This window comes from Spongiactinospora sp. 9N601 (assembly GCF_044326295.1).
Lineage (GTDB): Bacteria > Actinomycetota > Actinomycetes > Streptosporangiales > Streptosporangiaceae > Spongiactinospora > Spongiactinospora gelatinilytica.
Genome location: NZ_JBIRBB010000017.1, coordinates 112,596 through 133,141 on the forward strand (window position 1 = coordinate 112,596; position 20,546 = coordinate 133,141).

The 20,546-nt window shown below is 71.4% G+C and carries 24 protein-coding genes; 19 read left to right on the plus strand and 5 right to left on the minus strand.

What is annotated here, in order from left to right:
- Window positions 1-116: 116 nt before the first annotated feature.
- The 3 genes from ACH34R_RS33920 to ACH34R_RS33930 all read left to right on the plus strand — a co-directional run bounded on the left by ACH34R_RS33920 (window position 117) and on the right by ACH34R_RS33930 (window position 2,511).
- Window positions 117-890, plus strand: coding sequence for an MBL fold metallo-hydrolase (locus tag ACH34R_RS33920; protein ID WP_397565640.1), 774 nt, complete (start codon window positions 117-119; stop codon window positions 888-890).
- A 266-nt stretch (window positions 891-1,156) separates the two neighbouring features.
- A complete protein-coding gene (gene cutA, locus ACH34R_RS33925) occupies window positions 1,157-1,495 on the plus strand; it encodes a divalent-cation tolerance protein CutA (RefSeq protein ID WP_397565641.1) in 339 nt (112 codons plus the stop codon).
- A gap of 542 nt (window positions 1,496-2,037) precedes the next feature.
- Window positions 2,038-2,511, plus strand: coding sequence for a GNAT family N-acetyltransferase (locus tag ACH34R_RS33930; RefSeq protein WP_397565642.1), 474 nt, complete (start codon window positions 2,038-2,040; stop codon window positions 2,509-2,511).
- A 20-nt stretch (window positions 2,512-2,531) separates the two neighbouring features.
- On the opposite strand, the gene ACH34R_RS33935 is transcribed toward ACH34R_RS33930, so the two are convergent.
- Window positions 2,532-2,771 (minus strand): glutaredoxin family protein, encoded by a 240-nt coding sequence (locus tag ACH34R_RS33935; protein WP_397565643.1) that lies wholly within the window; start codon window positions 2,769-2,771, stop codon window positions 2,532-2,534.
- 167 nt (window positions 2,772-2,938) lie between these two features.
- Between ACH34R_RS33935 and ACH34R_RS33940 the strand changes: the two genes are divergently transcribed.
- From ACH34R_RS33940 to hemL, 7 genes are all read left to right on the plus strand, one after another.
- The gene (locus ACH34R_RS33940) at window positions 2,939-3,646 is read left to right on the plus strand and encodes a redox-sensing transcriptional repressor Rex (RefSeq protein ID WP_397565644.1); all 708 of its coding nucleotides are present in this window, start codon (window positions 2,939-2,941) and stop codon (window positions 3,644-3,646) included.
- A complete protein-coding gene (locus ACH34R_RS33945) occupies window positions 3,643-5,013 on the plus strand; it encodes a glutamyl-tRNA reductase (protein WP_397565645.1) in 1,371 nt (456 codons plus the stop codon). The genes ACH34R_RS33940 and ACH34R_RS33945 overlap by 4 nt, the downstream gene beginning before the upstream one ends.
- A 5-nt stretch (window positions 5,014-5,018) precedes the next feature.
- Window positions 5,019-5,927, plus strand: a complete 909-nt coding sequence (hemC, locus tag ACH34R_RS33950; RefSeq protein ID WP_397565730.1) for a hydroxymethylbilane synthase — start codon at window positions 5,019-5,021, stop codon at window positions 5,925-5,927.
- Window positions 5,924-7,537 (plus strand): uroporphyrinogen-III synthase, encoded by a 1,614-nt coding sequence (locus ACH34R_RS33955; RefSeq protein ID WP_397565646.1) that lies wholly within the window; start codon window positions 5,924-5,926, stop codon window positions 7,535-7,537. The genes hemC and ACH34R_RS33955 overlap by 4 nt, the downstream gene beginning before the upstream one ends.
- Before the next feature lie 15 nt (window positions 7,538-7,552).
- A complete protein-coding gene (gene hemB, locus ACH34R_RS33960; protein WP_397565647.1) occupies window positions 7,553-8,542 on the plus strand; it encodes a porphobilinogen synthase in 990 nt (329 codons plus the stop codon).
- Window positions 8,543-8,748: 206 nt separating this feature from the next.
- Window positions 8,749-9,390, plus strand: coding sequence for a bifunctional DNA primase/polymerase (locus ACH34R_RS33965; RefSeq protein ID WP_397565648.1), 642 nt, complete (start codon window positions 8,749-8,751; stop codon window positions 9,388-9,390).
- 69 nt (window positions 9,391-9,459) lie between these two features.
- A complete protein-coding gene (gene hemL, locus ACH34R_RS33970) occupies window positions 9,460-10,749 on the plus strand; it encodes a glutamate-1-semialdehyde 2,1-aminomutase (protein WP_397565649.1) in 1,290 nt (429 codons plus the stop codon).
- Window positions 10,750-10,768: 19 nt separating this feature from the next.
- Here the strand turns inward: hemL and ACH34R_RS33975 are convergent, their stop codons facing one another.
- Window positions 10,769-10,915: a hypothetical protein gene (locus tag ACH34R_RS33975; protein WP_397565650.1), complete on the minus strand. Its 147-nt coding sequence runs from the start codon at window positions 10,913-10,915 to the stop codon at window positions 10,769-10,771.
- Window positions 10,916-10,989: 74 nt separating this feature from the next.
- Between ACH34R_RS33975 and ACH34R_RS33980 the strand changes: the two genes are divergently transcribed.
- The 6 genes from ACH34R_RS33980 (at window position 10,990) to ccsB (ending at window position 16,782) form a co-directional block, all read left to right on the plus strand.
- Window positions 10,990-11,931, plus strand: coding sequence for a LysR family transcriptional regulator (locus tag ACH34R_RS33980; RefSeq protein WP_397565651.1), 942 nt, complete (start codon window positions 10,990-10,992; stop codon window positions 11,929-11,931).
- A gap of 65 nt (window positions 11,932-11,996) precedes the next feature.
- Window positions 11,997-12,692: a histidine phosphatase family protein gene (locus tag ACH34R_RS33985; RefSeq protein WP_397565652.1), complete on the plus strand. Its 696-nt coding sequence runs from the start codon at window positions 11,997-11,999 to the stop codon at window positions 12,690-12,692.
- A gap of 106 nt (window positions 12,693-12,798) precedes the next feature.
- Window positions 12,799-13,398, plus strand: coding sequence for a TlpA family protein disulfide reductase (locus ACH34R_RS33990; protein WP_397565653.1), 600 nt, complete (start codon window positions 12,799-12,801; stop codon window positions 13,396-13,398).
- Complete coding sequence (locus tag ACH34R_RS33995) at window positions 13,379-14,116, plus strand: cytochrome c biogenesis CcdA family protein (protein ID WP_397565654.1); 738 nt, start codon at window positions 13,379-13,381, stop codon at window positions 14,114-14,116. The genes ACH34R_RS33990 and ACH34R_RS33995 overlap by 20 nt, the downstream gene beginning before the upstream one ends.
- On the plus strand, window positions 14,116-15,765 hold the full coding sequence (locus ACH34R_RS34000) for a cytochrome c biogenesis protein ResB (RefSeq protein WP_397565655.1): 1,650 nt from the start codon (window positions 14,116-14,118) through the stop codon (window positions 15,763-15,765). The genes ACH34R_RS33995 and ACH34R_RS34000 overlap by 1 nt, the downstream gene beginning before the upstream one ends.
- A 39-nt stretch (window positions 15,766-15,804) precedes the next feature.
- Entirely contained in the window at window positions 15,805-16,782 is a 978-nt protein-coding gene (ccsB, locus tag ACH34R_RS34005; protein ID WP_397565656.1) for a c-type cytochrome biogenesis protein CcsB, read from the plus strand.
- A gap of 14 nt (window positions 16,783-16,796) precedes the next feature.
- Here ccsB and ACH34R_RS34010 read toward each other — a convergent pair whose 3' ends face one another.
- Window positions 16,797-17,096 (minus strand): PLDc N-terminal domain-containing protein, encoded by a 300-nt coding sequence (locus tag ACH34R_RS34010; protein WP_397565657.1) that lies wholly within the window; start codon window positions 17,094-17,096, stop codon window positions 16,797-16,799.
- 147 nt (window positions 17,097-17,243) lie between these two features.
- Here ACH34R_RS34010 and ACH34R_RS34015 point away from each other — a divergent pair, with 147 nt between their 5' ends.
- A complete protein-coding gene (locus ACH34R_RS34015; RefSeq protein ID WP_397565658.1) occupies window positions 17,244-18,266 on the plus strand; it encodes a hypothetical protein in 1,023 nt (340 codons plus the stop codon).
- A gap of 21 nt (window positions 18,267-18,287) precedes the next feature.
- Window positions 18,288-18,527: a hypothetical protein gene (locus ACH34R_RS34020; protein WP_397565659.1), complete on the plus strand. Its 240-nt coding sequence runs from the start codon at window positions 18,288-18,290 to the stop codon at window positions 18,525-18,527.
- Between the two features lie 95 nt (window positions 18,528-18,622).
- On the opposite strand, the gene ACH34R_RS34025 is transcribed toward ACH34R_RS34020, so the two are convergent.
- Window positions 18,623-18,862, minus strand: coding sequence for a BldC family transcriptional regulator (locus tag ACH34R_RS34025; RefSeq protein WP_111165463.1), 240 nt, complete (start codon window positions 18,860-18,862; stop codon window positions 18,623-18,625).
- 302 nt (window positions 18,863-19,164) lie between these two features.
- Here ACH34R_RS34025 and ACH34R_RS34030 point away from each other — a divergent pair, with 302 nt between their 5' ends.
- Window positions 19,165-19,386, plus strand: a complete 222-nt coding sequence (locus ACH34R_RS34030; RefSeq protein ID WP_397565731.1) for a hypothetical protein — start codon at window positions 19,165-19,167, stop codon at window positions 19,384-19,386.
- Here ACH34R_RS34030 and ACH34R_RS34035 read toward each other — a convergent pair.
- Window positions 19,283-20,533 (minus strand): hypothetical protein, encoded by a 1,251-nt coding sequence (locus ACH34R_RS34035; protein ID WP_397565660.1) that lies wholly within the window; start codon window positions 20,531-20,533, stop codon window positions 19,283-19,285. The genes ACH34R_RS34030 and ACH34R_RS34035 overlap by 104 nt on opposite strands.
- Window positions 20,534-20,546: the final 13 nt, after the last annotated feature.

Sequence of the window (20,546 nt, forward strand, 5' to 3'; positions counted from 1 at the left end):
TGCGCGCGGACGTTCCGAGAGATCGGTGACGATGCGGCGGGAGCGCCGCGCGTCCCGGGCGTTACGGCCGGGGTGGGCCGCTCTGGTCTGCGGCTCATCGATGGCCGGTGGCCGTGGTGAGCGGCCTCCCGGTGGCCCCGCGGTGGTTCGACCGGCGGCGGGTCGATGATTCGATCACCATGCTGGTGGAGCCGCATGTGCATCCGCTGCTGCGATCGAACATCTGGCATGTCCGGGGCGGCGAGCGTGACCTTCTGGTGGACGCGGGCTGCGGCGTGGCCTCGCTACGGGACGCCGCGCCCGACCTGTTCGCCCGCGAACCCGTCGTGGTCTTCACCCACGCCCACTACGACCATGTGGGCGGCGCGCACGAGTTCGCCGAACGATGGATCCACGAGGCCGAGGCTTCGTCGCTGGCGGAGCCGGAGTTCAGCACGTTGGTCGGTTCGGACCTCCCGGTGGAGTTTCACGCGCTGCTGGACGAGATGGGCGTCCCGATGCCGGAGGCGCTGGTCGACGCGCTGCCGTACGGCGGGTACGACATCGCCACGTACGACGTCGTGCCCGCGCCCGCGACGCGGCTGCTGCGCGAGGGCGACACGGTGGACCTGGGCGACCGCGCCTTCACCGTGCTGCACCTGCCCGGGCACACGCCCGGCGGCATCGCGCTCTGGGACGAAGACGGCGGCGTGCTCTTTTCCGGCGACGTCATCTACGATGCGCCGCTGCTGGACAGCCTGCCCGGGTCCGACCCTGCGGCGTACCGGGCGACCATGCGCCGGCTTCGTGACCTTCCTGTCAGAGTGGTGCATCCGGGCCATGAGCCGAGCTTCGGGCGGGACCGGATGATCGAGGTCATCGACGCCTACCTCGGCCCTGGCGGGGCGTGACCGCAAGGCCAGGTTCTTCCAGCGGGGCCTCAACGTGTTCAGGCCGGTCAGGGGCGTTCGGTTCGCCGGGCCCATCCCGTACGGCAGAGCCCCCCTCCGCCGACCGCCGTGCCCCGTTGCGCGCCCGTGCCCGGCGTTTCGCGCCGTCGTGGCCGTTCGCCGTTCGCCGTTCCAGCGCCGGCAGACCGGCAGACCGGCAGACCGGCGGTGTAGAACCATCGGGGAGGGCCCGCATCATCTCGTCGAGTGCGCGGAATCGAGGCTTCATGGCGGACTATGTGCAGGTGCTGACGACGGTGGAGAGCGAGGAGGACGGAATCGCGCTCGCCCGGGGCATCGTGGAGGCCCGGCTGGCGGCCTGCGTGCAGTTGGTCGGCCCGATCACGTCGGTGTACCGGTGGCAGGGGGCGCTTGAGCAGGCGCGGGAGTGGCAGTTGCTGATCAAGACGACGCGCGACCGCTACGGCGACCTGGAGGCGCACGTGAAGGCCAACCACGGCTACGACACGCCTGAGATCATCGCCACCCCGATCGTCGCCGGCAGCGCCGAGTACCTGTCCTGGATCGACGCGGAGACCGCCCAGGTCGGCTCATCACCCGGCTGACTCACTGGTACACCCGCCTACGCCAGCCCGCGCGCGTCGCCTGCCGAACTGCCTACCGAGTCCCGCCCAGCGGCAAGGCGTGCCGTCCACCGAGTGGGGGCCGCTTTTCGGTGGTTCGCCCGGCGTGCCCGCTCCGGGCGGTCCGGTGGGCCGGAGTGCGGTGTGCTGCCCGCCGGCCGGGAGTCGCGTCCGGTGCTTCACCTGGGGTGTGTCTTCCGGGGGCTGTGTCGGAGTTCGGTGTAGTGGTCGCCGGGTGGGGCCGCTTTTCGTGCCTGGCCTGGGGTGTGTCCTTCGGGCGGTGCCGGTGGGCCGGGCCCGGAGTACGGTGCGTTGCCCGCCGGCCGGGAGTCGCGTCCGGTGCTTCACCTGGGGTGTGTCTTCCGGGGGCTGTGTCGGACTTCGGTGTAGTGGTCGCCGGGGGGCTCGGCCAGGGGGTGGTTTTCGGTGGCTTTGCTGAGGTGTATTCGCCAGGGCAGGAGGGGGGATCTTGCCTGGGGTGGCCGATGGGGAGGGCGGGGTTCGGCCCTCCTAGCATGGGGATCATGCTAGCTGTCCGGAGCGCCTTGTCCGATGACGTGGCGGCGATCGTCGCCCTGATGGCCCGGTGCAGGGAGAAGTACGCAGAGCATCAGCCGGTCTTCTGGCGTTGTGCGGCGGATGCTCAGGACCGTCACGCCGAGTTCATCGCCACCCTGGTGGAGGACGCGAAGGTCGTCTGCCGGGTGGCCGAGTGGGATGGGCGGTTCGTCGGGTTCGCGATCGGCTCGCTGGTGCCCGCTCCTCCGGTGTACGACCCGGGCGGGCCGACCTGCACGCTCGACGACTTCGCGGTCGAGGAGGACGGCGACTGGACCACGGTCGGCGTCGATCTTCTGAAGGCCGTCACGGAAGAGGCGCGCCGACGCGGGGCGGTGCAGGTCGTGGTGGTGTGCGGGCACATGGACGAGGCGAAGCGGCAGGCGCTGCGCCTCGCCGGGTTGTCCATCGCGTCGGAGTGGTGGACGGCCCCGCTCTGATCCAGAACGTGGTCAGTTGGTCAGGTGGCCAGGGCCGCGCGGAGGCGGGATTCGTCGACCCGCCAGAAGTCGTGCTGCACGCCGTCGATCAGCGTCACCGGGATCATCTCCCAGTATTTCTCCTGGTCCTCGGGAGATCGGGTGATGTCCCGCTCCTCCCACGGAACCCCCAGTTCGCCCGCCACGCGGGCGATGACCTCGCGGGCGTCGTCGCAGAGATGGCAGCCCGGCTTGCCGAGCAGCGTGATCCGGTGGGTCATGTCCGCCAACGCTAGCCCAGGCACGGGACGGTAAGACTCGCTGCCTCTCACTTTGTGCATACGTTCACAAAGGGATTAACCTGGAAGACGCTGCTCATCATCTTATCCACCGCGTCCGGGCACGCGGCAGCGCCGCGCCGGAGGCCCGTCCCCTGGAGTTCCGGCACGTGATACGCCGCCTGCCCCAATCCCGCGACCGTGGCATACCCGAGGCGACCGTTGCCCGGCTGCCGCTCTACCTGCGGGCGCTGACCGGCATGGCCGAGCGCGGGGTGGCCACCGTGAGCTCGGAGGATCTCGCGCTGGCCGCAGGTGTCAACTCGGCCAAGCTCCGCAAGGACCTCTCCCATCTCGGCTCGTACGGCACGCGCGGTGTCGGCTACGACGTCGAGTACCTGATCTACCAGATCTCCCGCGAACTCGGCCTCACCCAGGACTGGGCGGTGGCGATCGTCGGAATAGGAAACCTGGGCCGGGCGCTTGCCAACTACGGTGGATTCGTGTCGCGCGGCTTCAGGGTGGCCGCGCTGTTCGACGCCAACCCCGAAGTCGTGGGCGACCACATCGCGGGGTTGAATGTCGAGCACATCGACGAGCTTGAAGCCGTGATCGAGCGGCGGGGGGTGTCGATCGTGGTGATCGCGACGCCGGCTGCGGCTGCCCAGCAGATCTGCGACCGGGTCATCGCCGTCGGGGTGACCAGCATCCTGAACTTCGCCCCCACCGTGCTCTCCGTCCCAGAGGGCGTCGATGTCCGGAAGGTCGATCTGTCCATCGAACTGCAGATCCTCGCGTTCCATGAGCAGCGCAAGGGTGATCGCGAAAGTGGGGGCCCAGTGATGGCCGAGGAGTTGCAGCAGGGAGCCAGCGCATGAGCGTCCTTGCTGTCGGGTTGAGCCACCGGACGGCACCGGTGGCACTGCTGGAACGCGTGGCCGTGTCCGGCGACTCGCTGGTGAAGCTGCTGCACGACGTACACAGGAGCGAGTGCGTGGCCGAGGCCATGGTCGTCTCCACGTGCAACCGGGTGGAGATCTACGCCGACGTCCAGCGCTTCCACAGCGCGGTGAGCGGGCTGAGCGAACTGCTCGGCACCTACGCGAACGTACCGGTCGAGCATCTCGCGCCGCACCTGTACGTGCACTACGAAGACCGGGCCGTGTCCCACCTGTTCTCGGTCACGAGCGGCCTTGAGTCCATGGTGGTCGGCGAGGGTCAGATCCTCGGGCAGGTGCGCCAGGCGCTGCGCCTGGCCCAGGAGGAGGGCACGCTCGGCTCCACGCTCAACGAGATGGCCCAGCACGCGCTGCGCGTCGGCAAGCGCGTCCACACCGACACCGGCATCGACCACGCGGGCGCGTCGCTCGTGGGCGTCGGCCTGGAGCTGGCCGAGCGGGTGCTCGGGCCGATCCAGGGCAAGCGCGCGCTGGTCGTCGGGGCCGGGTCGATGAGCGCGCTGTCGGCCGCCACGCTGGCCCGCGCCGGGGTGACCGGCATCGTGATCGCCAACCGCACCTACGAGCGCGCCGTACGGCTGGCCGAGACGGTCGGCGGCCGTCCCGCCCGGCTGGACGACCTGCCCGCCGAACTGGCCCAGGCCGACATCGTGATCTCCTGCACCGGCGGCGGCAACCTGGTGATCACCCCCGAGATGATCACCGGGACGGGCCCGCTGTTCCTGCTGGACCTCGCGCTGCCGCACGACATCGACCCCGGCGTCCGCGCGCTGCCCGGCGTGACGCTGGTCGACCTCGAAGCGATCCAGAACTCCGGCCTGGGCTCAGGCACGGGCACGGACGCCGGCGACGTGGTAGAGGCGGCCAGGCGGATCGTGGCCGAGGAGGTCGCCGGCCACCTTGAGGTCGTACGCGCCGCCCGGGTCACCCCCACGGTCGTGGCGCTGCGCAGCAAGGCCGCCGGTGTGGTGGAGGCCGAGCTGGGGCGGCTGGTGTCCCGGGTGCCCGACATGGACCAGCGGGTCAGGGACGAGGTCACCCAGACCATGCGCCGGGTCGTGGACAAGCTGCTGCACGAACCGACCGTGCGTGTCAAACAGCTCGCCGCCTCGCCCTCGGGCGATCATTATGCCGAGGCGCTGCGCGAGCTGTTCAACCTCGACCCGAAGATGCCCGAGGCCGTACGCCAGGCGGGGATCGACGGGTCCGTTCAATCTTCTCAGACGACTCGATCTTCTCCGGCTTCTCCGGCTTCTCCGGCGACCAGGCGAAAGGGGGAGCTGTGACCGAGATGCCCCCCCTCAAGCTGGGCACCCGCCGCAGCCTGCTCGCGACCACCCAGTCCCAGCTCGTCGCCGACCGGCTCACCGAGCTGACCGGGCGGCCGGTGGAGCTGGTCGGCGTGACCACGTTCGGCGACGTGACCAAGGCGCAGCTCAGCCAGCTCGGCGGCACCGGCGTCTTCGTGAGCGCGTTGCGCGACAAGGTGATCGACGGTGAGATCGACTTCGCGGTCCACTCGCTGAAGGACCTGCCGACCGCGCCCGATCCCCAGATCGCGCTGGTGGCGACACCGCCGCGCGCCGACCACCGGGACGCGCTGATCGGGTCCGCCAAGCTCGCCGACATCCCCCCGGGGGGCAGGGTCGGCACCGGGTCGCCGCGCAGGATCGCCCAGCTTCGGGCGCTCCGCCCCGACCTCGACTTCGTGCCGATCCGCGGCAACGCCGACACGAGGATCGGCAAGGTCCTGTCCGGCGAGCTGGACGCGATCGTGCTCGCCGTCGCGGGGTTGTCGAGGCTCGGCCGGGAGTCAGAGATCTCCCAGATCTTTGAGATCGAGGAGATGCTTCCGGCGCCCGGACAGGGTTCCCTGGCGGTGGAGTGCCGCGCCGACAGGGACGATCTGGTCGAGCTGCTCGGCGTGCTGGACGATCCCGGCACGCGGGCGGCGGTGACCGCCGAACGGTCCCTGCTGGCCGCACTGGAGGCCGGGTGCGCCGCCCCTGTCGGGGCGTACGCGGTCGCCGATGCCCATGTCCTGAACATGACCGCCGCCGTCATCGCAGTCGATGGCGCGCGTGCGGTCCGTAAGTCCGCCGCCGGGCCTCTCCCGGCGGCCATGGAGATCGGCCGCGACCTCGCCGCCGCCATGGTCGCCGAGGGGGCCGGCACGTTGATGGGGGAGCAGTCCCATTGAGCTCCGCGAGTCCGACCTCACCGACACCGACCAACTCACCACCGCCCTTCGTCGAGCACGCGGGCGGGTTCGTCGCCTTCGTCGGCGCGGGTCCCGGTGATGAGAACCTTCTCACGCTGCGCGGCGCGGCGCTGCTCGGCAAGGCCGACGCTGTCGTGCTGGACCGCGCCGCGTTCGGCGCGCTGCTGCGGCACGCCCGGCCCGACGTCGAGGTGATCGACGTCACTGACGACGACCCCGCCCCGCTGGGCGCGGTCAAGGCCGCCAAGGGCGGCAGGCGCGTCGTACGGCTGTGCCCTGGCGACCCGATGTTCTTCTCCTCGATCAGTGAGGAGGTGGCCGCCTGCGCCAAGGGGGAGGTGGACTTCGAGATCGTTCCCGGGGTGCCGCCGGCCACCGCGGTGCTGGCCTACGCCGGGATTCCGGCGGCGGCGTCCGGGCCGGAGTTCCGCGTCGTGGACGCGGGGCTGGTGGACGACTGGTCGGTCCACGCGGCGACCGCGGGCACGCTGGTGATCTACAACGCCGGCGGCGACACGGTGTCGGTCGGCAAGGCGCTGGTCGCGGCCGGCCGCCCGGACACCACGCCGGTCGCGGTGACGGGCGCGGGCACGACGACCGAGCAGACCACGGTCGCCTCCACGCTGGGCAGGCTCGGGCCCGACCTGAAGCACACGGTGATCGACGAGCCGTCGCTGATGGTGGTCGGCGAGGCGGTGACGCTGCGCGACTCGCTGTCGTGGTTCGAGACCAAGCCGCTGTTCGGGTGGCGGGTGCTGGTGCCGCGCACCAAGGAGCAGTCGGCCCGGCTGGTGGAGCAGCTCCGCTCCTACGGCGCGGTGCCCGAGGAGGTCCCGACGATCTCGGTCGAGCCGCCGCGCACCCCGCAGCAGATGGACCGGGCGATCAAGGGCCTGGTCACCGGCCGGTACGAGTGGGTGGCCTTCACCAGCGGCAACGCCGTCAAGGCGGTGCGGGAGAAGTTCGAGGAGTACGGGCTGGACGCGCGGGCCTTCGCGGGCCTGAAGGTCGCCGCGGTGGGCGAGGCGACCGCGCGGGCGCTGGTGGACTTCGGCGTGCGGCCGGACCTCGTGCCCACCGGGCAGCAGTCCTCTGAGGGCCTGCTCGCCGAGTGGCCGCCGTATGACTCGATGCTCGACCCGATCAACCGGGTGCTGCTGCCCAGGGCCGACATCGCCACCGAGACCCTGGTGGCGGGGCTGACCGAGCTGGGCTGGGAGTGCGACGACGTCACCGCCTACCGGACGGTCAGGGCCGCGCCGCCGCCCGCGCCGATCCGTGAGGCGATCAAGGGCGGCGGGTTCGACGCGGTGCTGTTCACGTCGTCGTCCACGGTTCGCAATCTCGTAGGAATCGCCGGAAAGCCACACAACGTCACCGTTATCGCCGCGATCGGCCCGCAGACCGTGCGGACCGCCGAGGAGTTCGGGCTCAGGGTCGATGTGATGGCCGATCGTCCGTCGGCTTCGGCCCTCGCGGCGGCTCTGGCGGAGTACGGTGCCAAGCAGCGGCAGGCGGCCGTCGCCGCGGGGGAGACGCCTCGCCGGCCGTCCCAGACCCGCAGGGGCGCACGCCGCCGGGCCAAGTGAGCGAGAAGGGGCATGATGAGCGCTGAGTTTCCGGTCGCCCGCCCGCGCAGGCTGCGCCGTACGGCGCCGCTGCGCAGGATGGTGGCGGGCACCCGGCTGCACCCGGGGGACCTGATCCTGCCGGTCTTCGTCAAGGAGGGCATCGCCGAGCCCAACCCGGTCGGGTCGATGCCGGGCGTGGTCCAGCACACGCTCGACTCGGTGCGCAAGGCCGCCCACGACGCCGCCGAGGCGGGGGTGGGCGGCCTGATCCTGTTCGGCATCCCGGCCGTCAAGGACGGGCGCGGGTCGGGCGCCGACGACCCGGAAGGCATCGTGCAGCGGGCGCTGGGCGACGTGCTGGCCGAGGTCGGCGACGCGCTCGTGGTTATGACCGACACCTGCCTGGACGAGTTCACCGACCACGGGCACTGCGGCATCCTCACGCCGGACGGCGAGGTCGACAACGACGCGACACTGGAACGCTACGCCTCGGCGGCGGTGTCCCAGGCCCGCGCGGGCTCCCAGATGATCGCGCCGAGCGGCATGATGGACGGCCAGGTCGCCGCGATCAGAGACGCGCTCGACTCGGCCGGGTTCGCGCAGGTGCCGATCATGGGCTACTCGGTGAAGTACGCCTCGGGCTTCTACGGGCCGTTCCGGGAGGCCGCCGAGTGCGCGCCGCAGTTCGGCGACCGCAGCTCCTACCAGCAGGACCCTGCGGGCCCGATCGGCGAGGCGCTGCGCGAGGTGCGTCTCGACCTCGCCGAGGGCGCCGACGCGGTGATGGTCAAGCCCGCGCTGGCCTACCTCGACATCCTGCGCCAGATCCGCGACGCGGTGGACGTGCCGGTGGCCGCCTACCAGGTCAGCGGCGAGTACGCGATGGTCGAGGCGGCGGCGGCGAACGGCTGGATCGACCGCGAGCGGGTGATCATGGAGACGCTGACCGCGATCCGGCGCGCCGGGGCCGACCTGATCTTGACCTACTGGGCGACCGAGGTGGCCCGCCGCCTGCCGGTCTGACCGGCGCCGGCGGCACCACGGGTGACCACCGGGAACCACCGGCAACCGGGGGGTTTCCGGTGGGTTGCCGGGGCGCGTGCGTTAAAGTGCAAGAAGGCGTAAGCACCCACGCGGATGTGTCCCACGGTGGCTTTGGCGCGCCCTTTCCGGCGCCGCCCGCCGTGGCCTTCGCGTAGGCGATCCCGGCGCGCGGACGGAGGAGACCAATGGTGGGGGTACCACTTGCTCGGCGTGCCAAACGGCGGGGGCGGCACACGTCGCGGATCGCCTCGGTGCTGGAGTACGCCGCGCTCGGCTGGGCCGTCTGCCCGGGGGCGCATCCGCTGCGTACCGGCTCGCGGGCCTGTTCCTGTGACCGCCTCGGGTGCCCCGACCCGGGCGCGCATCCGCAGTCCCCGGCGTGGCAGATGCAGGCCACTCTCGACGCCGCGCAGCTCGGCCGCTGGTGGGAGCGTGACCCCGAGGCCAATGTGATCCTCCCCACCGGACGCGTGTTCGACGTCTTCGACGCCCCGCTCGACGCGGGGCTCGCCGCCCTCACCCGGATGGACGCATCCGGCTCTGGCACCGGCCCGGTCGCCGCCAACGGCGACCGGGTTCTGTTTTATGTGGCCACCCGCGGCAATCCGGACGACGAGGACGAATGGTGGTCGTGCAACCTCGACTGCGTGCCCGAGAGCGTGGACGACACGCCTGGCCTGCGCTGGCACTGCCGCGACAGCTACGTCCTGGCCCCGCCCTCGACGCTGCCCACCGGGCAGCCGGTGTCCTGGTTGCGCCCGCCCGACGGCCGTCCCCTGCCCGACCCGTTGCGCGTCCTGGACTGGCTGGCCGACTCCTTCGAGTGACCCCCGGTTCTTCGGGCGCACTGGAGTGGCACTCGAGTGACCGGAGAGGGCCGGTCGTAGGCTTGTGACGTGACCAGTAGCGCCAAGTCCTCCCAGGATCTGTTCGACCGAGCCCGCACGGTGATCCCCGGCGGGGTCAACTCCCCGGTCCGCGCGTTCGGCGCGGTCGGCGGCACGCCGCGGTTCATGGCCTCGGGCCAGGGGCCCTACATCACCGACGTCGACGGCAACCGCTACGTCGATCTGGTCGGCTCATGGGGTCCGATGATCCTCGGCCACCGGCATCCCGCCGTGGTCGAGGCGCTGCGCGCCGCGATCGAGCACAGCACCTCCTACGGCGCCGCGACGCCCGGCGAGGTCGAGCTGGCCGAGGAGATCGTGGCGAGGGTCGCCCCCGTGGAGAAGGTCCGGCTGGTCAACTCCGGTACCGAGGCCACCATGTCGGCCGTGCGCCTGGCCCGTGGCTACACCGGCCGGGCGAAGGTCGTGAAGTTCGCCGGGTGCTACCACGGGCACGTGGACGCGCTGCTCGCCGCGGCGGGGTCGGGGGTGGCGACGTTCGGCCTGCCGGACACCCCCGGCGTGACCGGCGCGTCGGCCGCCGACACGATCGTGCTCCCGTACAACGACGTGGCGGCGGTCGAGGAGGCGTTCCGGACGTTCGAGGTCGCCTGTGTGATCAGCGAGGCGTGCCCGGCCAACATGGGCATCGTGCCGCCGCGCGACGGCTTCAACGCCAGGCTGCGCGAGCTGTGCACGGCCAGCGGCGCGCTGCTCATCCTGGACGAGGTGCTGACCGGCTTCCGGGTCTCCCGCGCCGGTTGGTACGGGCTGGACCCGGTGGACGCCGACCTGATGACCTTCGGCAAGGTGATGGGCGGTGGTCTGCCCGCCGCCGCGTTCGGCGGGCGGGCGGAGGTGATGGACCGGCTCGCCCCTGATGGGCCGGTCTATCAGGCGGGCACGCTGTCGGGCAATCCGCTGGCCTGCGCCGCCGGCCTGGCGATGCTGCGCGGATGCGATGACGGGGTGTACGAGCGGCTCGGCACCGTCGCCGCGCAGATCGGCTCCGCGGCCTCTGCGGCGCTGTCCGCTGAGGGCGTCCCGCACCGCTTGCAGCGGGCGGGCAGCCTGTTCTCGATCTTCTTCACCGACGAGCCGGTGCTTGACTTCGCCGGGGCCCAGCGTCAGGACACGTCCGCGTACCGGGCGTTCTTCCACTCGATGCTGGACCAGGGGGTGTATCTTCCGCCGTCGGCCTACGAGGCGTGGTTCGTGTCGGCCTCGCACGACGACGAGGCGGTGGAGCGGGTCACCGGCGCCCTCCCTCTGGCGGCCAAGGCCGCCGCGCGCGGGTGAATCCGGGCCGGCCGGTCGATCAGTTGGTCTCGGCCGACTTCACCGGGCGGGGGTCGCGGCCGGTCCTGCGGGCCCGGGCGCGGCGCTCCCGCTCGGCGGTGGCGAGCTTCTCCAGGTAGTTGATCTGGCTTTCGTGCTGCTTGCGCGAGGCGGTTTGTATTCTCATGCATCTATTTTCCGGGCAGGGGACTGTTCAGCACAAGCGAGTATTTCTTGGGGGCGTAGTTTAGACTTGCTTACATGTTGGACCTCAACCGTCTGAAGGCGCTGCACGCGGTGTCGGTCTACGGATCGGTGGGCGCGGCGGCGGAAGCGCTGATGGTGACCCCCTCGGCGATCTCCCAGCAACTCGCCAAGCTGGAGCGCGAGACCGGCGCGACGCTCCTGGAGCGCAGCGGGCGCGGCGTGCGGCTGACCGACGCGGCCGGCCTGCTCGCCGAGCACGCCGAGCGCATCCTCGCCCTGGTGGAGACCGCGGAAGCCGACTTCGAGGCACTGCGCGGGGCGGTGGTCGGCAAGCTGTCCATGGCGGCCTTCCCCACCGCGGCGCGCGGGCTGATCCCCGCCGCGCTCACCTCGCTGCGCACCCGGCACCCCGACCTTGAGCTCCAGTTCTTCGAGCGCGAGCCGGACCGGGAGATACGCGAGGTGGCCCGCGGCGAACTCGACCTCGCGGTGGCCCAAGACTGGCTCAACCGCCCGATGGCCCTGCCCGACGGGCTGTCTCGCGCCACACTCTTCGACGACATCGCCGACGTGATCATCCCCGCGGACCACCCGCTGGCCGGGCGGGCCGAGATCCAGCTCGCCGAGCTGTGCGGCGAGCGGTGGATCAGCTCCTCGCCGGGCACGATCTGCCACGACTGGCTGGTTTTCACGCTGCGCTCGGCCGAGGTCGAGCCGGAGATCACCTGCATGGTCGACGAGTACGCCACGCAGATCGCGCTGGTGGCGGCCGGGCACGGCTGCGCGATCGTGCCCCGGCTGGGCAGCGAACGCCTGCCGGACGGCGCGCGCGCCGTACCGATCAGGCCCCGGCCGACCCGGCGGATCTTCGCGGTGTGGCGCACCGACGCCGCCCGCCGTCCCGCCATCCGGGCCGCGGTCGAGGCGCTGCGCCGCGCCGCCGAGCCGTACATCGCCGGCGGCGAGGAGACCCGTGCCGAACCGGTCCAGGCGTAGCCCCGGCCCGCGCCGGGTCCCTGCGCGCGTCACGCAAGGTACGTATGGGTAGGCTGAGGCCCACCATGGCTCAAACCACCGTCGTCCACCTGCTTCGGCACGGTGAGGTGCACAACCCCGGGGGCGTCCTGTACGGCAGGCTGCCCGGCTACCACCTGTCGGACGCCGGCCGGCGGATGGCCGAGATGGTGGCCGGCGCGGTCGCGGACCGCGACGTGTCCCTGCTGGTCAGCTCTCCGATGGAGCGCGCGCAGGAGACCGCGGCGCCGCTTTCGGAAAAGCTCGGCCTCCCCGTCGGCCTGGACGACCGACTGATCGAGGCCGTCAACGTGTTCCAGGGCGTGCCGATCCGCCCCGGCGAGGGCGTGTTCCGCAACCCGCGGCACTACCGCCACTTCTGGAACCCGTTCCGTCCCTCGTGGGGCGAACGCTACGTCGATGTGCTGGCCCGGATGCGCGCGGCGATCGACGACGCCAGGCGCGCCGCGCGCGGCCACGAGGCGGTGCTGGTGAGCCACCAGCTTCCGATCTGGATCATCCGGCTGGCCGCCGAGGGCCGCCGGCTGTGGCACGACCCGCGCCGCCGCCAGTGCGGCCTGGCCAGCCTGACCTCCTTCACCTTCGAGGGCGACCGGCTGGCCAGCGTGGGCTACAGCGAGCCCGCCGGGTCGCTGGCCCGCGAGGCCGACGACCCCCGGAGCGCGCAGCCCGGACGCCCCGACCAGGGCTGGCCCGACCCCGGCCTCACCGGCCCCCGCTGAACGTGCCGCGCGCCGGGCCGGCACCCGGCGGGGCGGTGTGCCGGGCGACTCCGTGCGCCGGTAGAGTGACAGCTCTACTGCTTGTAGTGCAAGGAGCCTCCCTCCCGTGATCACCAGGAAATCCGCCGTGTTCCGGGCGTTCGCCTACGCGCTCGTGCCGGTCTTCGCGCTGGCCGGGTGCGCGGGTTCGCAGGGAGGCCAGCCCAGCACCGGCGACACCCGCTTCATCGCGGGCGACGGCAAGGTGTCGGTCTTCCCGGCTGACGGGCGCAAGCCCGCTCCGGCCGTCGACGGTGCCGCGCTCGACGGGAGCAAGGTCGCGCTCGCCGCGGCCAAGGGCAAGGTCGTCGTGCTGAATTTCTGGGCGTCGTGGTGCGCTCCCTGTGTGGCCGAGGCCCCCGTGCTGAAGGACGTCGCGGCCAAGACCAAGGGCGATGGCGTCGAGTTCATCGGCGTCGCCTTCAAGGACGACAAGGCCGCCGCCCTGGCCTTCGAGCGCAACCACCAGCCGGGCTACCCCAGCCTGTACGACCAGCCCGGCAAGGTGGCGCTGGCCTTCCAGGGCACGGTGCCGCCCGCCGCCATCCCGTCCACCTTGATCATTGACCGGCAGGGCCGCATCGCGGCCAGGGCGCTCGGCGCGGTCAAGTACACCGACCTGCTCAACGCGGTCAAGACGGTGAGTGATGAACGAAGGTCTGGCTGACACCGTCGCGTCGGGGTCGCTGGCGCTGGCACTGCCCATCGCGCTGGCGGCCGGGCTGGTGTCGTTCCTGTCGCCGTGCGTGCTGCCGCTGGTGCCCGGTTATCTGTCGTACGTCACGGGGATGAGCGGCGAAGACCCGAAGCGCGGGCGGCTGCTGATCGGTTCGGGGCTGTTCGTGCTCGGCTTCGCGCTGGTGTTCGTGGCGGGCGGCGCGCTCGCCGGGAGCGTCGGCGCGGCCCTGCTCGGCAACTCCGAGATCATCACCAGGGTGCTCGGCGTGCTGACCGTCGTGCTCGGGCTGGCCTTCCTCGGGCTGATCCCAGGATTGCAGCGAGACGTGCGGATCCACCGGCTGCCCAACGCGGGGCTGGCGGGCGCGCCGCTGCTCGGCGTGGTGTTCGGCCTCGGCTGGACCCCCTGCATCGGGCCGACGCTGGCGGTGGTGCTCACCCTCGGCCTGGACCAGGGCAGCGCGGGGCGCGGGGCGATCCTCGCCTTCGCGTACGCGCTCGGGCTGGGCCTGCCCTTCGTGATCGCCGGGCTCGGCTACCGCAGGCTGCTGCACGCGCTCCCGGCGGTGCGCCGCCGTTCGCGGCTCATCACCCGCGTCGGGGGTGGCATGCTGGTGGCGGTCGGCGTCCTGCTGGTCACCGGGCTGTGGGGCGATCTCGTCATGACCATGCAGGGCTGGATCGGAGGGTTCCGGCCGGTGATCTGATGAAGAAGACGACTACGGACGACACGACGACACGCGAGAGCGCCGCCGCGCCAGGGGGCCGTCCCGCCGCCAAGGGGCTCGGCGTGGTGGGCTGGCTGCGCTGGTTCTGGCGCACGCTCACCGCCATGCGGACCGCGCTGGTGCTGCTGTTCCTGCTCGCGCTCGCCTCGGTGCCCGGTTCGCTGTTCCCGCAGCGCGGCGTCGAGCCGGGCGCGGTGACCCGCTACTTCCAGAACAACCCCGGCACCGCCGAGTGGCTGGACCGGCTGTGGATGTTCGACGTGTTCCAGGCCCCCTGGTTCGCGGCGATCTACCTGCTGCTGTTCGTGTCGCTGATCGGCTGTATCCTGCCGCGGACCAGGGTTTACCTGCGCGAGCTGCGCCGTGAGCCGCCCGCCGCGCCGCGCCACCTGAACCGGCTGCCGCACCATGCCGCCTTCGAGGGCACCGCCACGACCGACCGGCTCGTCGCCGCGCTGCGCCGCAGGCGCTTTCGGGTGGTCACCGGCCCCGGCTGGATCGGCGCCGAGAAGGGCTACCTGCGCGAGGCGGGCAACCTGCTCTTCCACACCGCGCTGGTCGGCATCCTGCTCGCGCTCGGCATCGGCGCCCTGTACGGCTACCGAGGCAACGTGCTCATCGTCGAGGGCAACGGCTTCGCCAACACCGTCGCCGCCTACGACCGGTACATCCCGGGCAGCCAGGTCTCCGCCGAGTCGCTGGAGCCGTTCTCCTTCCAGCTCGACGACTTCAAGGTCGACTACCAGATCGCCGGTGACCGGCCCGGCCAGGTGCTGGACTACACGGCCCGGCTGTCGGTGCACGACTCGCCCGCGGCGGCCGAACGCGACTACACGCTCAAGGTCAACCACCCGCTCGACGTCAACGGCACGCTGACCTACCTGATCGACCACGGCTACGCGCCGACCTTCACCGTCACCGACGGGGCAGGTCAGGTCGCCTTCGAGGGGCCGGTCGCCTGCCTGCCGCAAAGCAGCCGGACCTTCGCCTCCGAGTGCACCATCAAGGTCCCGGACGCCAAACCCGACCAGCTCGGCCTGGCGATCAGGTTCCTGCCCACCGCGACCGAGATGCAGGACGGCTCCTGGGACTCCACCTTCCCCGCCGCGATCAACCCGGTCGTCCAGGTCACCGCCTTCGCCGGTGACCTCGGCCTGCGCTCCGGCGTGCCGCAGTCGGTCTACCTGTTCGACCAGGAGCGGCTGAAGAAGATGAAGCGCCTGGTCATGATGTCCGAGCCGGTGGAGCTGGGCAAGAGCCTGGACCTTCCGGGCGGGTACGGCAAAATCACCTTCACCGGCGTCAAGGAGTGGGCCGCGCTCCAGATCGCGCACGACCCGGGCCGGCTGCCCGCCCTGGTGGCCGCCGTGGCGGCGGTGCTCGGCGTACTGCTGTCGCTGATGATCCGCCGTCGCCGGCTGTGGGTCCGCGTCCGGGACGACGGCACCGGCCAGGTGATCGAGGTCGGCGGGCTCACCCGCACCGAGAGCGGCGACGGCGGCTTCGCCGACGAGTTCGCCGACATCGTCAAGGCGCTCAAGGACTCCACGGCGCCCAAGGAGCCCGAGGGGTCCGAGGAGGCTCAGAGGTCCACGGAGCCCGCAGGGCGTAAGGGCGCGCCCGGCTGACCGGCCACGCCACACCCATCCCACCTTCCGGAGGTGAACATGCCCGCTGAGGTCGACACCGGTCTCGCCACGCTGAGCGACCAGCTCCTGCTGGTGACGGTGCTGCTCTACGTCTTCGCCATGATCGGTTACGCGCTGCACCTCGGCTTCGGCCGCCGTTCGGTACAGCAGGCGGCCGTGGTGCGCGAGCACGCGCTGGTCGGCGCGGGCGCGGCGGTGCCCGAAGCCGCTCCCGCCGCGGAGCCCGCGCCCGCGGGCGACGACACGGCGGGCCCCCGATGGCCGGCCCGGGCGGGGTTCATCGCCCTGGCGCTGACCTGGCTGGGCTGGGCGGCCAACGCGGGCTGCCTGGTCACCAGGGGACTGGCGGTGGGCCGCTGGCCGTGGGCGAACATGTACGAGTTCGTGGTGGCCATCTGCCTGGCCACGGTGACCGCGTACCTGGTGATGCGCCACAAGTTTCCGCAACTGCGCTTCCTGGGCGCGTTCGTCGCCGTCGCCGCCGCGCTCTCGCTCGGCTTCGCCGTACGCTACCTGCACGTCCAGGCCGGCCCCGTGCAGCCGTCACTGAACTCTTACTGGGTCGCCATCCACGTGAGCGCCGCGATCATCGCGACCGGGCTGTTCACGGTGGGCGGCGTCGCCGGGATCATCTACCTGTTCCGCAAGGACGGCCGTCCCTCCCGGCTCCCCACCCGGGCCGACCTGGACCGCATCACCAACCGGGTGGTCGTGCTGGCCTTCCCGCTGTGGACCTTCGCCGTCATCGCCGGAGCCCTGTGGGCCGACAAGGCGTGGGGGCGCTACTGGGGCTGGGACCCCAAGGAGATCTGGGCGTTCATCACCTGGATCGCCTACGCGGCCTACCTGCACGCCCGCGCCACCGGCGGATGGCGGGGCAGGGCGGCCATGGTGGTGCAGCTCGTGGCCTTCGGCTGCCTGCTGTTCAACCTGGTCGGCGTCAACATGTTCCTCGGCGGGCTGCACTCCTACGCCGACATTCCGGGCAGCCCCTGACGGTCTCCCGGGGTTCAGTCCTCGTCGCGCAGGCGGCGGTCGAGGTCTTTCAGGAACTCGGGGTCGTCGTCGGGGCCGCGCGGGGCCGCGGGACGGGCGGTCTCGCCCGGCCCTGCTTCCGGCGCGAGCGGGGAAGGCACCCGAGGCCGGCCGAGGAGCAGCCACAGCAGGCCGCCGATGGCGAGCAGGAGCACCACGATGAGCACCCACAGCACCTTGGGGAGATTCCTGGTCTCTTCTTCGGGCGTCGTGATGACGTCGAAGAGGCAGTAGAGCCAGAAGGCCAGCAGGGCCAGGCCGAGAACCATGGGCATGCCCGCAGCGTAAGCCATCGGCGTCGGTGGTGCGTCCATCACGTCGAGTCAGGTTGCGGACACCGTACTGCGCGGACATTTCGGATGACGGGCGGGGCCCGGCGTCGTACCGTGGATGCGCGAACCGTGGGGCGATGAAGGGGCGCGATGGCGCATTCGGGCGAGAAGGGGCGGCACCGGCGGGGCACCACCCGCTGGTGGCAGCGCGGGCCGTACGCCTCGCCGTACCGGGGCGAGACGGTACGCGAGGGCGAGGGGTCACGAGAGCGCCAGGACAGTACGCGGGAACGCGCCGACCCTTGGGAGGCGACCCGGGCGTTCCCCAGCGAATACCCGGCCGGATATCCGACCGGAAACCAGACCGATCACCCGGCCGGTCAGCAGAGCGGTTACCAGCCGGGGCGCCAGGGCCAGGTGCGCGAGGTCCCCGGCGAGGCGGACGAGATGCGCAACGGCGGCGGCCGGTCGGCCGCCGCGGGCGGCTACCGCCCGCAGTACACCTGGCGCGACTTCGAGCTGGACGACGAGCAGCCGAGGGCCCAGCCCAACTCTCCGGAGTCGCCCGACCTGGGCGACGGCCTGCGGCACTGTGGCGCCCTGGAGAGCATCCTGCACCGGCAGTGGGACTCCTGGCAGGGTCCCCCCTCTCCGGAGGCCGTGCGGGCCGTTGAGAGCCTCGCCAAGTTGCCGGAGCGGCTGAAGGCCGTGCTGGCCGCTGGGCTGGACGGGATCTACGTGGGGCCCGGCGGCGTCCCGGACCTCGACGACATGGGCTACCTGCGCGGCGCGCCGCTGCCCTCGGGCCGGGCGACCTGGGACATCTGCGCGGGCGCGTACGGCGACCGCAAGATCGTCGTGGGCGACCGGCCCTCGCCGACACCCGATGTGATGATGCACGAGGTGGGCCATGCCCTCGACGACATCGACTCGCGGCCGGGGGAGTGGGTCTCCGACTGCCCCGAGTTCGTCGCGCTGTACGAGGCGTGCGAGCCGCTGCTCTTCTCCGCCTTCCACCGGCAGCCGGCCGGGCTCGGGCGCAAGGAGTTCTTCGCCGACGCCTTCGCGGCGATCGCCTCGCGCCAGCGTCCCGCGCTGGTGGACATGCTGGGCGGTGACACGCGGATGGCCCTCAACGTCATGCTGTTCTTCAACCGGCGCTACGGAATCTAGGGGCGTGGAAAGGTCACGATCATGAACGTCATCCGGCTCGCGGACGGGACACTGCGCGTACCGCAAAGCCTGGCAAGCGATGACGGTCGCCTGATCGGCAACGCTTACGTCGATCTGTCTCCCGGCGACCCCGAGTACGACCGCTGGCTGCCCGAGGCGCTGACCGAGGAGGAGTGGCACGAGCGCCGTCGTCGTTGGCAGGAGGAGAACGACGATCTCGAACGAGAGTTCCTGGCCTTCAAGGCCGAACACGAAGGATGAACGGCCCCCGAGCCCGTCCACCTGACACGGTGACCCTGCGGCCTCCTGTTGGGTGCGCAGGGATCACCGTGCTGACGATTCGTGCCAGATCATCGTCAGACGCGCGGGGACTCACCGCTCGGCCGGTCGGCCGTCAGAACGTCCTCGCCGCGAAGGAGGGCGTGCACTTCCGATTCACGGAAGCGACGGTGCCCTCCGGGGGTGCGAATGCTACTGATACGGCCGGCGGCCGCCCAGCGCGTCACCGTCTTCGGATCTACCCGGAAGAGGGCGGCAACCTCGCCGGGTGTCAGCAGACGCTCGCTGCTACTCTCCACGATCTCTCCCCCTCGCATCCCGCCTCCTGCCAGCGGGCGGACAGGTAACCAGTGTGCCGAGCGAAGCCTGTTATATCCGTGCTTTTCAGCAAAGATCACGGGTTGTTATAGGCCGACTGCCCGATTGTTATATGATAGAGCCTCTTTGGGGCTCTCATGGGTGTTTCTTTACGAAAGGCGGTGTTGGGGAAGACTAGCAGCGCTCGCGCCCGATGCGAAGTGCGCTCGCTGCGCGGGAAGGGTGACGTAACCTCGACGCTGTGCGTGCCCTACTCGTTTACACCGCATCCAGGCTGGGTCTGTTCGCCGTGGCCTTCTGCGTGCTCTTCCTGCTCGGCCTGCGCAACTGGCCGTTGCTGCTGATCATCTCGTTCGTGCTCAGCGGCCTGGCGAGCTACGTCCTGCTCTCCCAGCAGCGCGACGCCGTCAGCGCCCGCCTCACGAAAGAGGGAACATCCCGACCCGCGCATGATACTCCCGGCCAAGACGGGTCGTATCGCTCCCGACCAGCAGACCGCGAGGATGCGGAAGAAAAGCCTTGACGCCGATCCCCCGGTCGCGGGTGGGGTTCCAGCGCAGGGCCTTACCACTGACCGGATGGATCGCGCCGATGCCCGGCCGGGCCACGGCGCCCGGCCCCGCGTCGTTGTGACCTCGGGGGTTGTCCAGCCAGCGCTGGTGGCCGCCGACGTAGATCGCCGCGCCGGTCACCGCAACCGAATACAGCGAGTCGCCGCCGGTGTGATTGACCCACGTCGGTTTGATCGTGTCACCCCGGGAGAAAGTCTCGAATCTCGCGGCGGTGTCGCACAGTTTCGCGGGCCCGCCGTACCCGCCTGTCGTGACGACCACGAAGTAGTCGCCGCGCGGTGAGAAATCCAGGCCCCGCACGTAAGTCGGAAACCGATCGTTGCAGGCGGGTTTGTAGGCTTCGGTGCGCCAGGGCGCGACCGACGCGGCCGGGCGGCCGATGTCGATCAGCCCGAGCTGCGGTCTGGACAGGCCGTCGAGCGTGGTGAACGCGCCGTCCACGGCGAGCCGGGAGCCGGCCGCGGCGAGGGCGAGCACCTTGGGCCGGCCGCTGACCGGGGCGCCCGGAGTGATCGTGAAACCGGGGTCGGGCGCGCCGGTGACCGGATCGAGGCGGGCCAGCGCGGTGCGCGAGGTGCGGCCGACCCTGGTGAAGTCGCCGCCCGCGTACAGGCCCGTCCGGTGGATCGCCAGCGCCTGGACGCCGCCGCCGGACACCCGTGGCCGGAAGCCGGCCAGGGCCGCGCCGTCCGGCACCCGCAGCCGCGCCAGCGCCGGACCGCCGCCACCGGCGGAGGTGAACGACCCGCCCACGTAGACCGTGCCGTCGGGGCCGGGGGCCAGCGCGTGGACCGGTCCGTTGACCCGCGGCGCGAAGCCGGGCAGGACCCGGCCGCTGACCAGGTCGAAGGCGAACAGGTTGGGCCGGTCGAGGACCGGGCCGCGCCGGCCGGCGTCGCGCACCTCGCCGAACGAGCCGCCGACGACGACCGTGCGGCCGACCAGCGCGATCGCGTTGACGATGCCATCGAGGACATGCGGGGTGAAGTCGGCCGGATCGGCCGAGACGACCTTGTTGTGGGCGATCCTCGCCGGAGGGAACGGCGGCGGGACGGCCAGGCTTAATGCGGTGAGGACCGCTGCGGTGGGGACGAGCACTCCCTAATAGGTA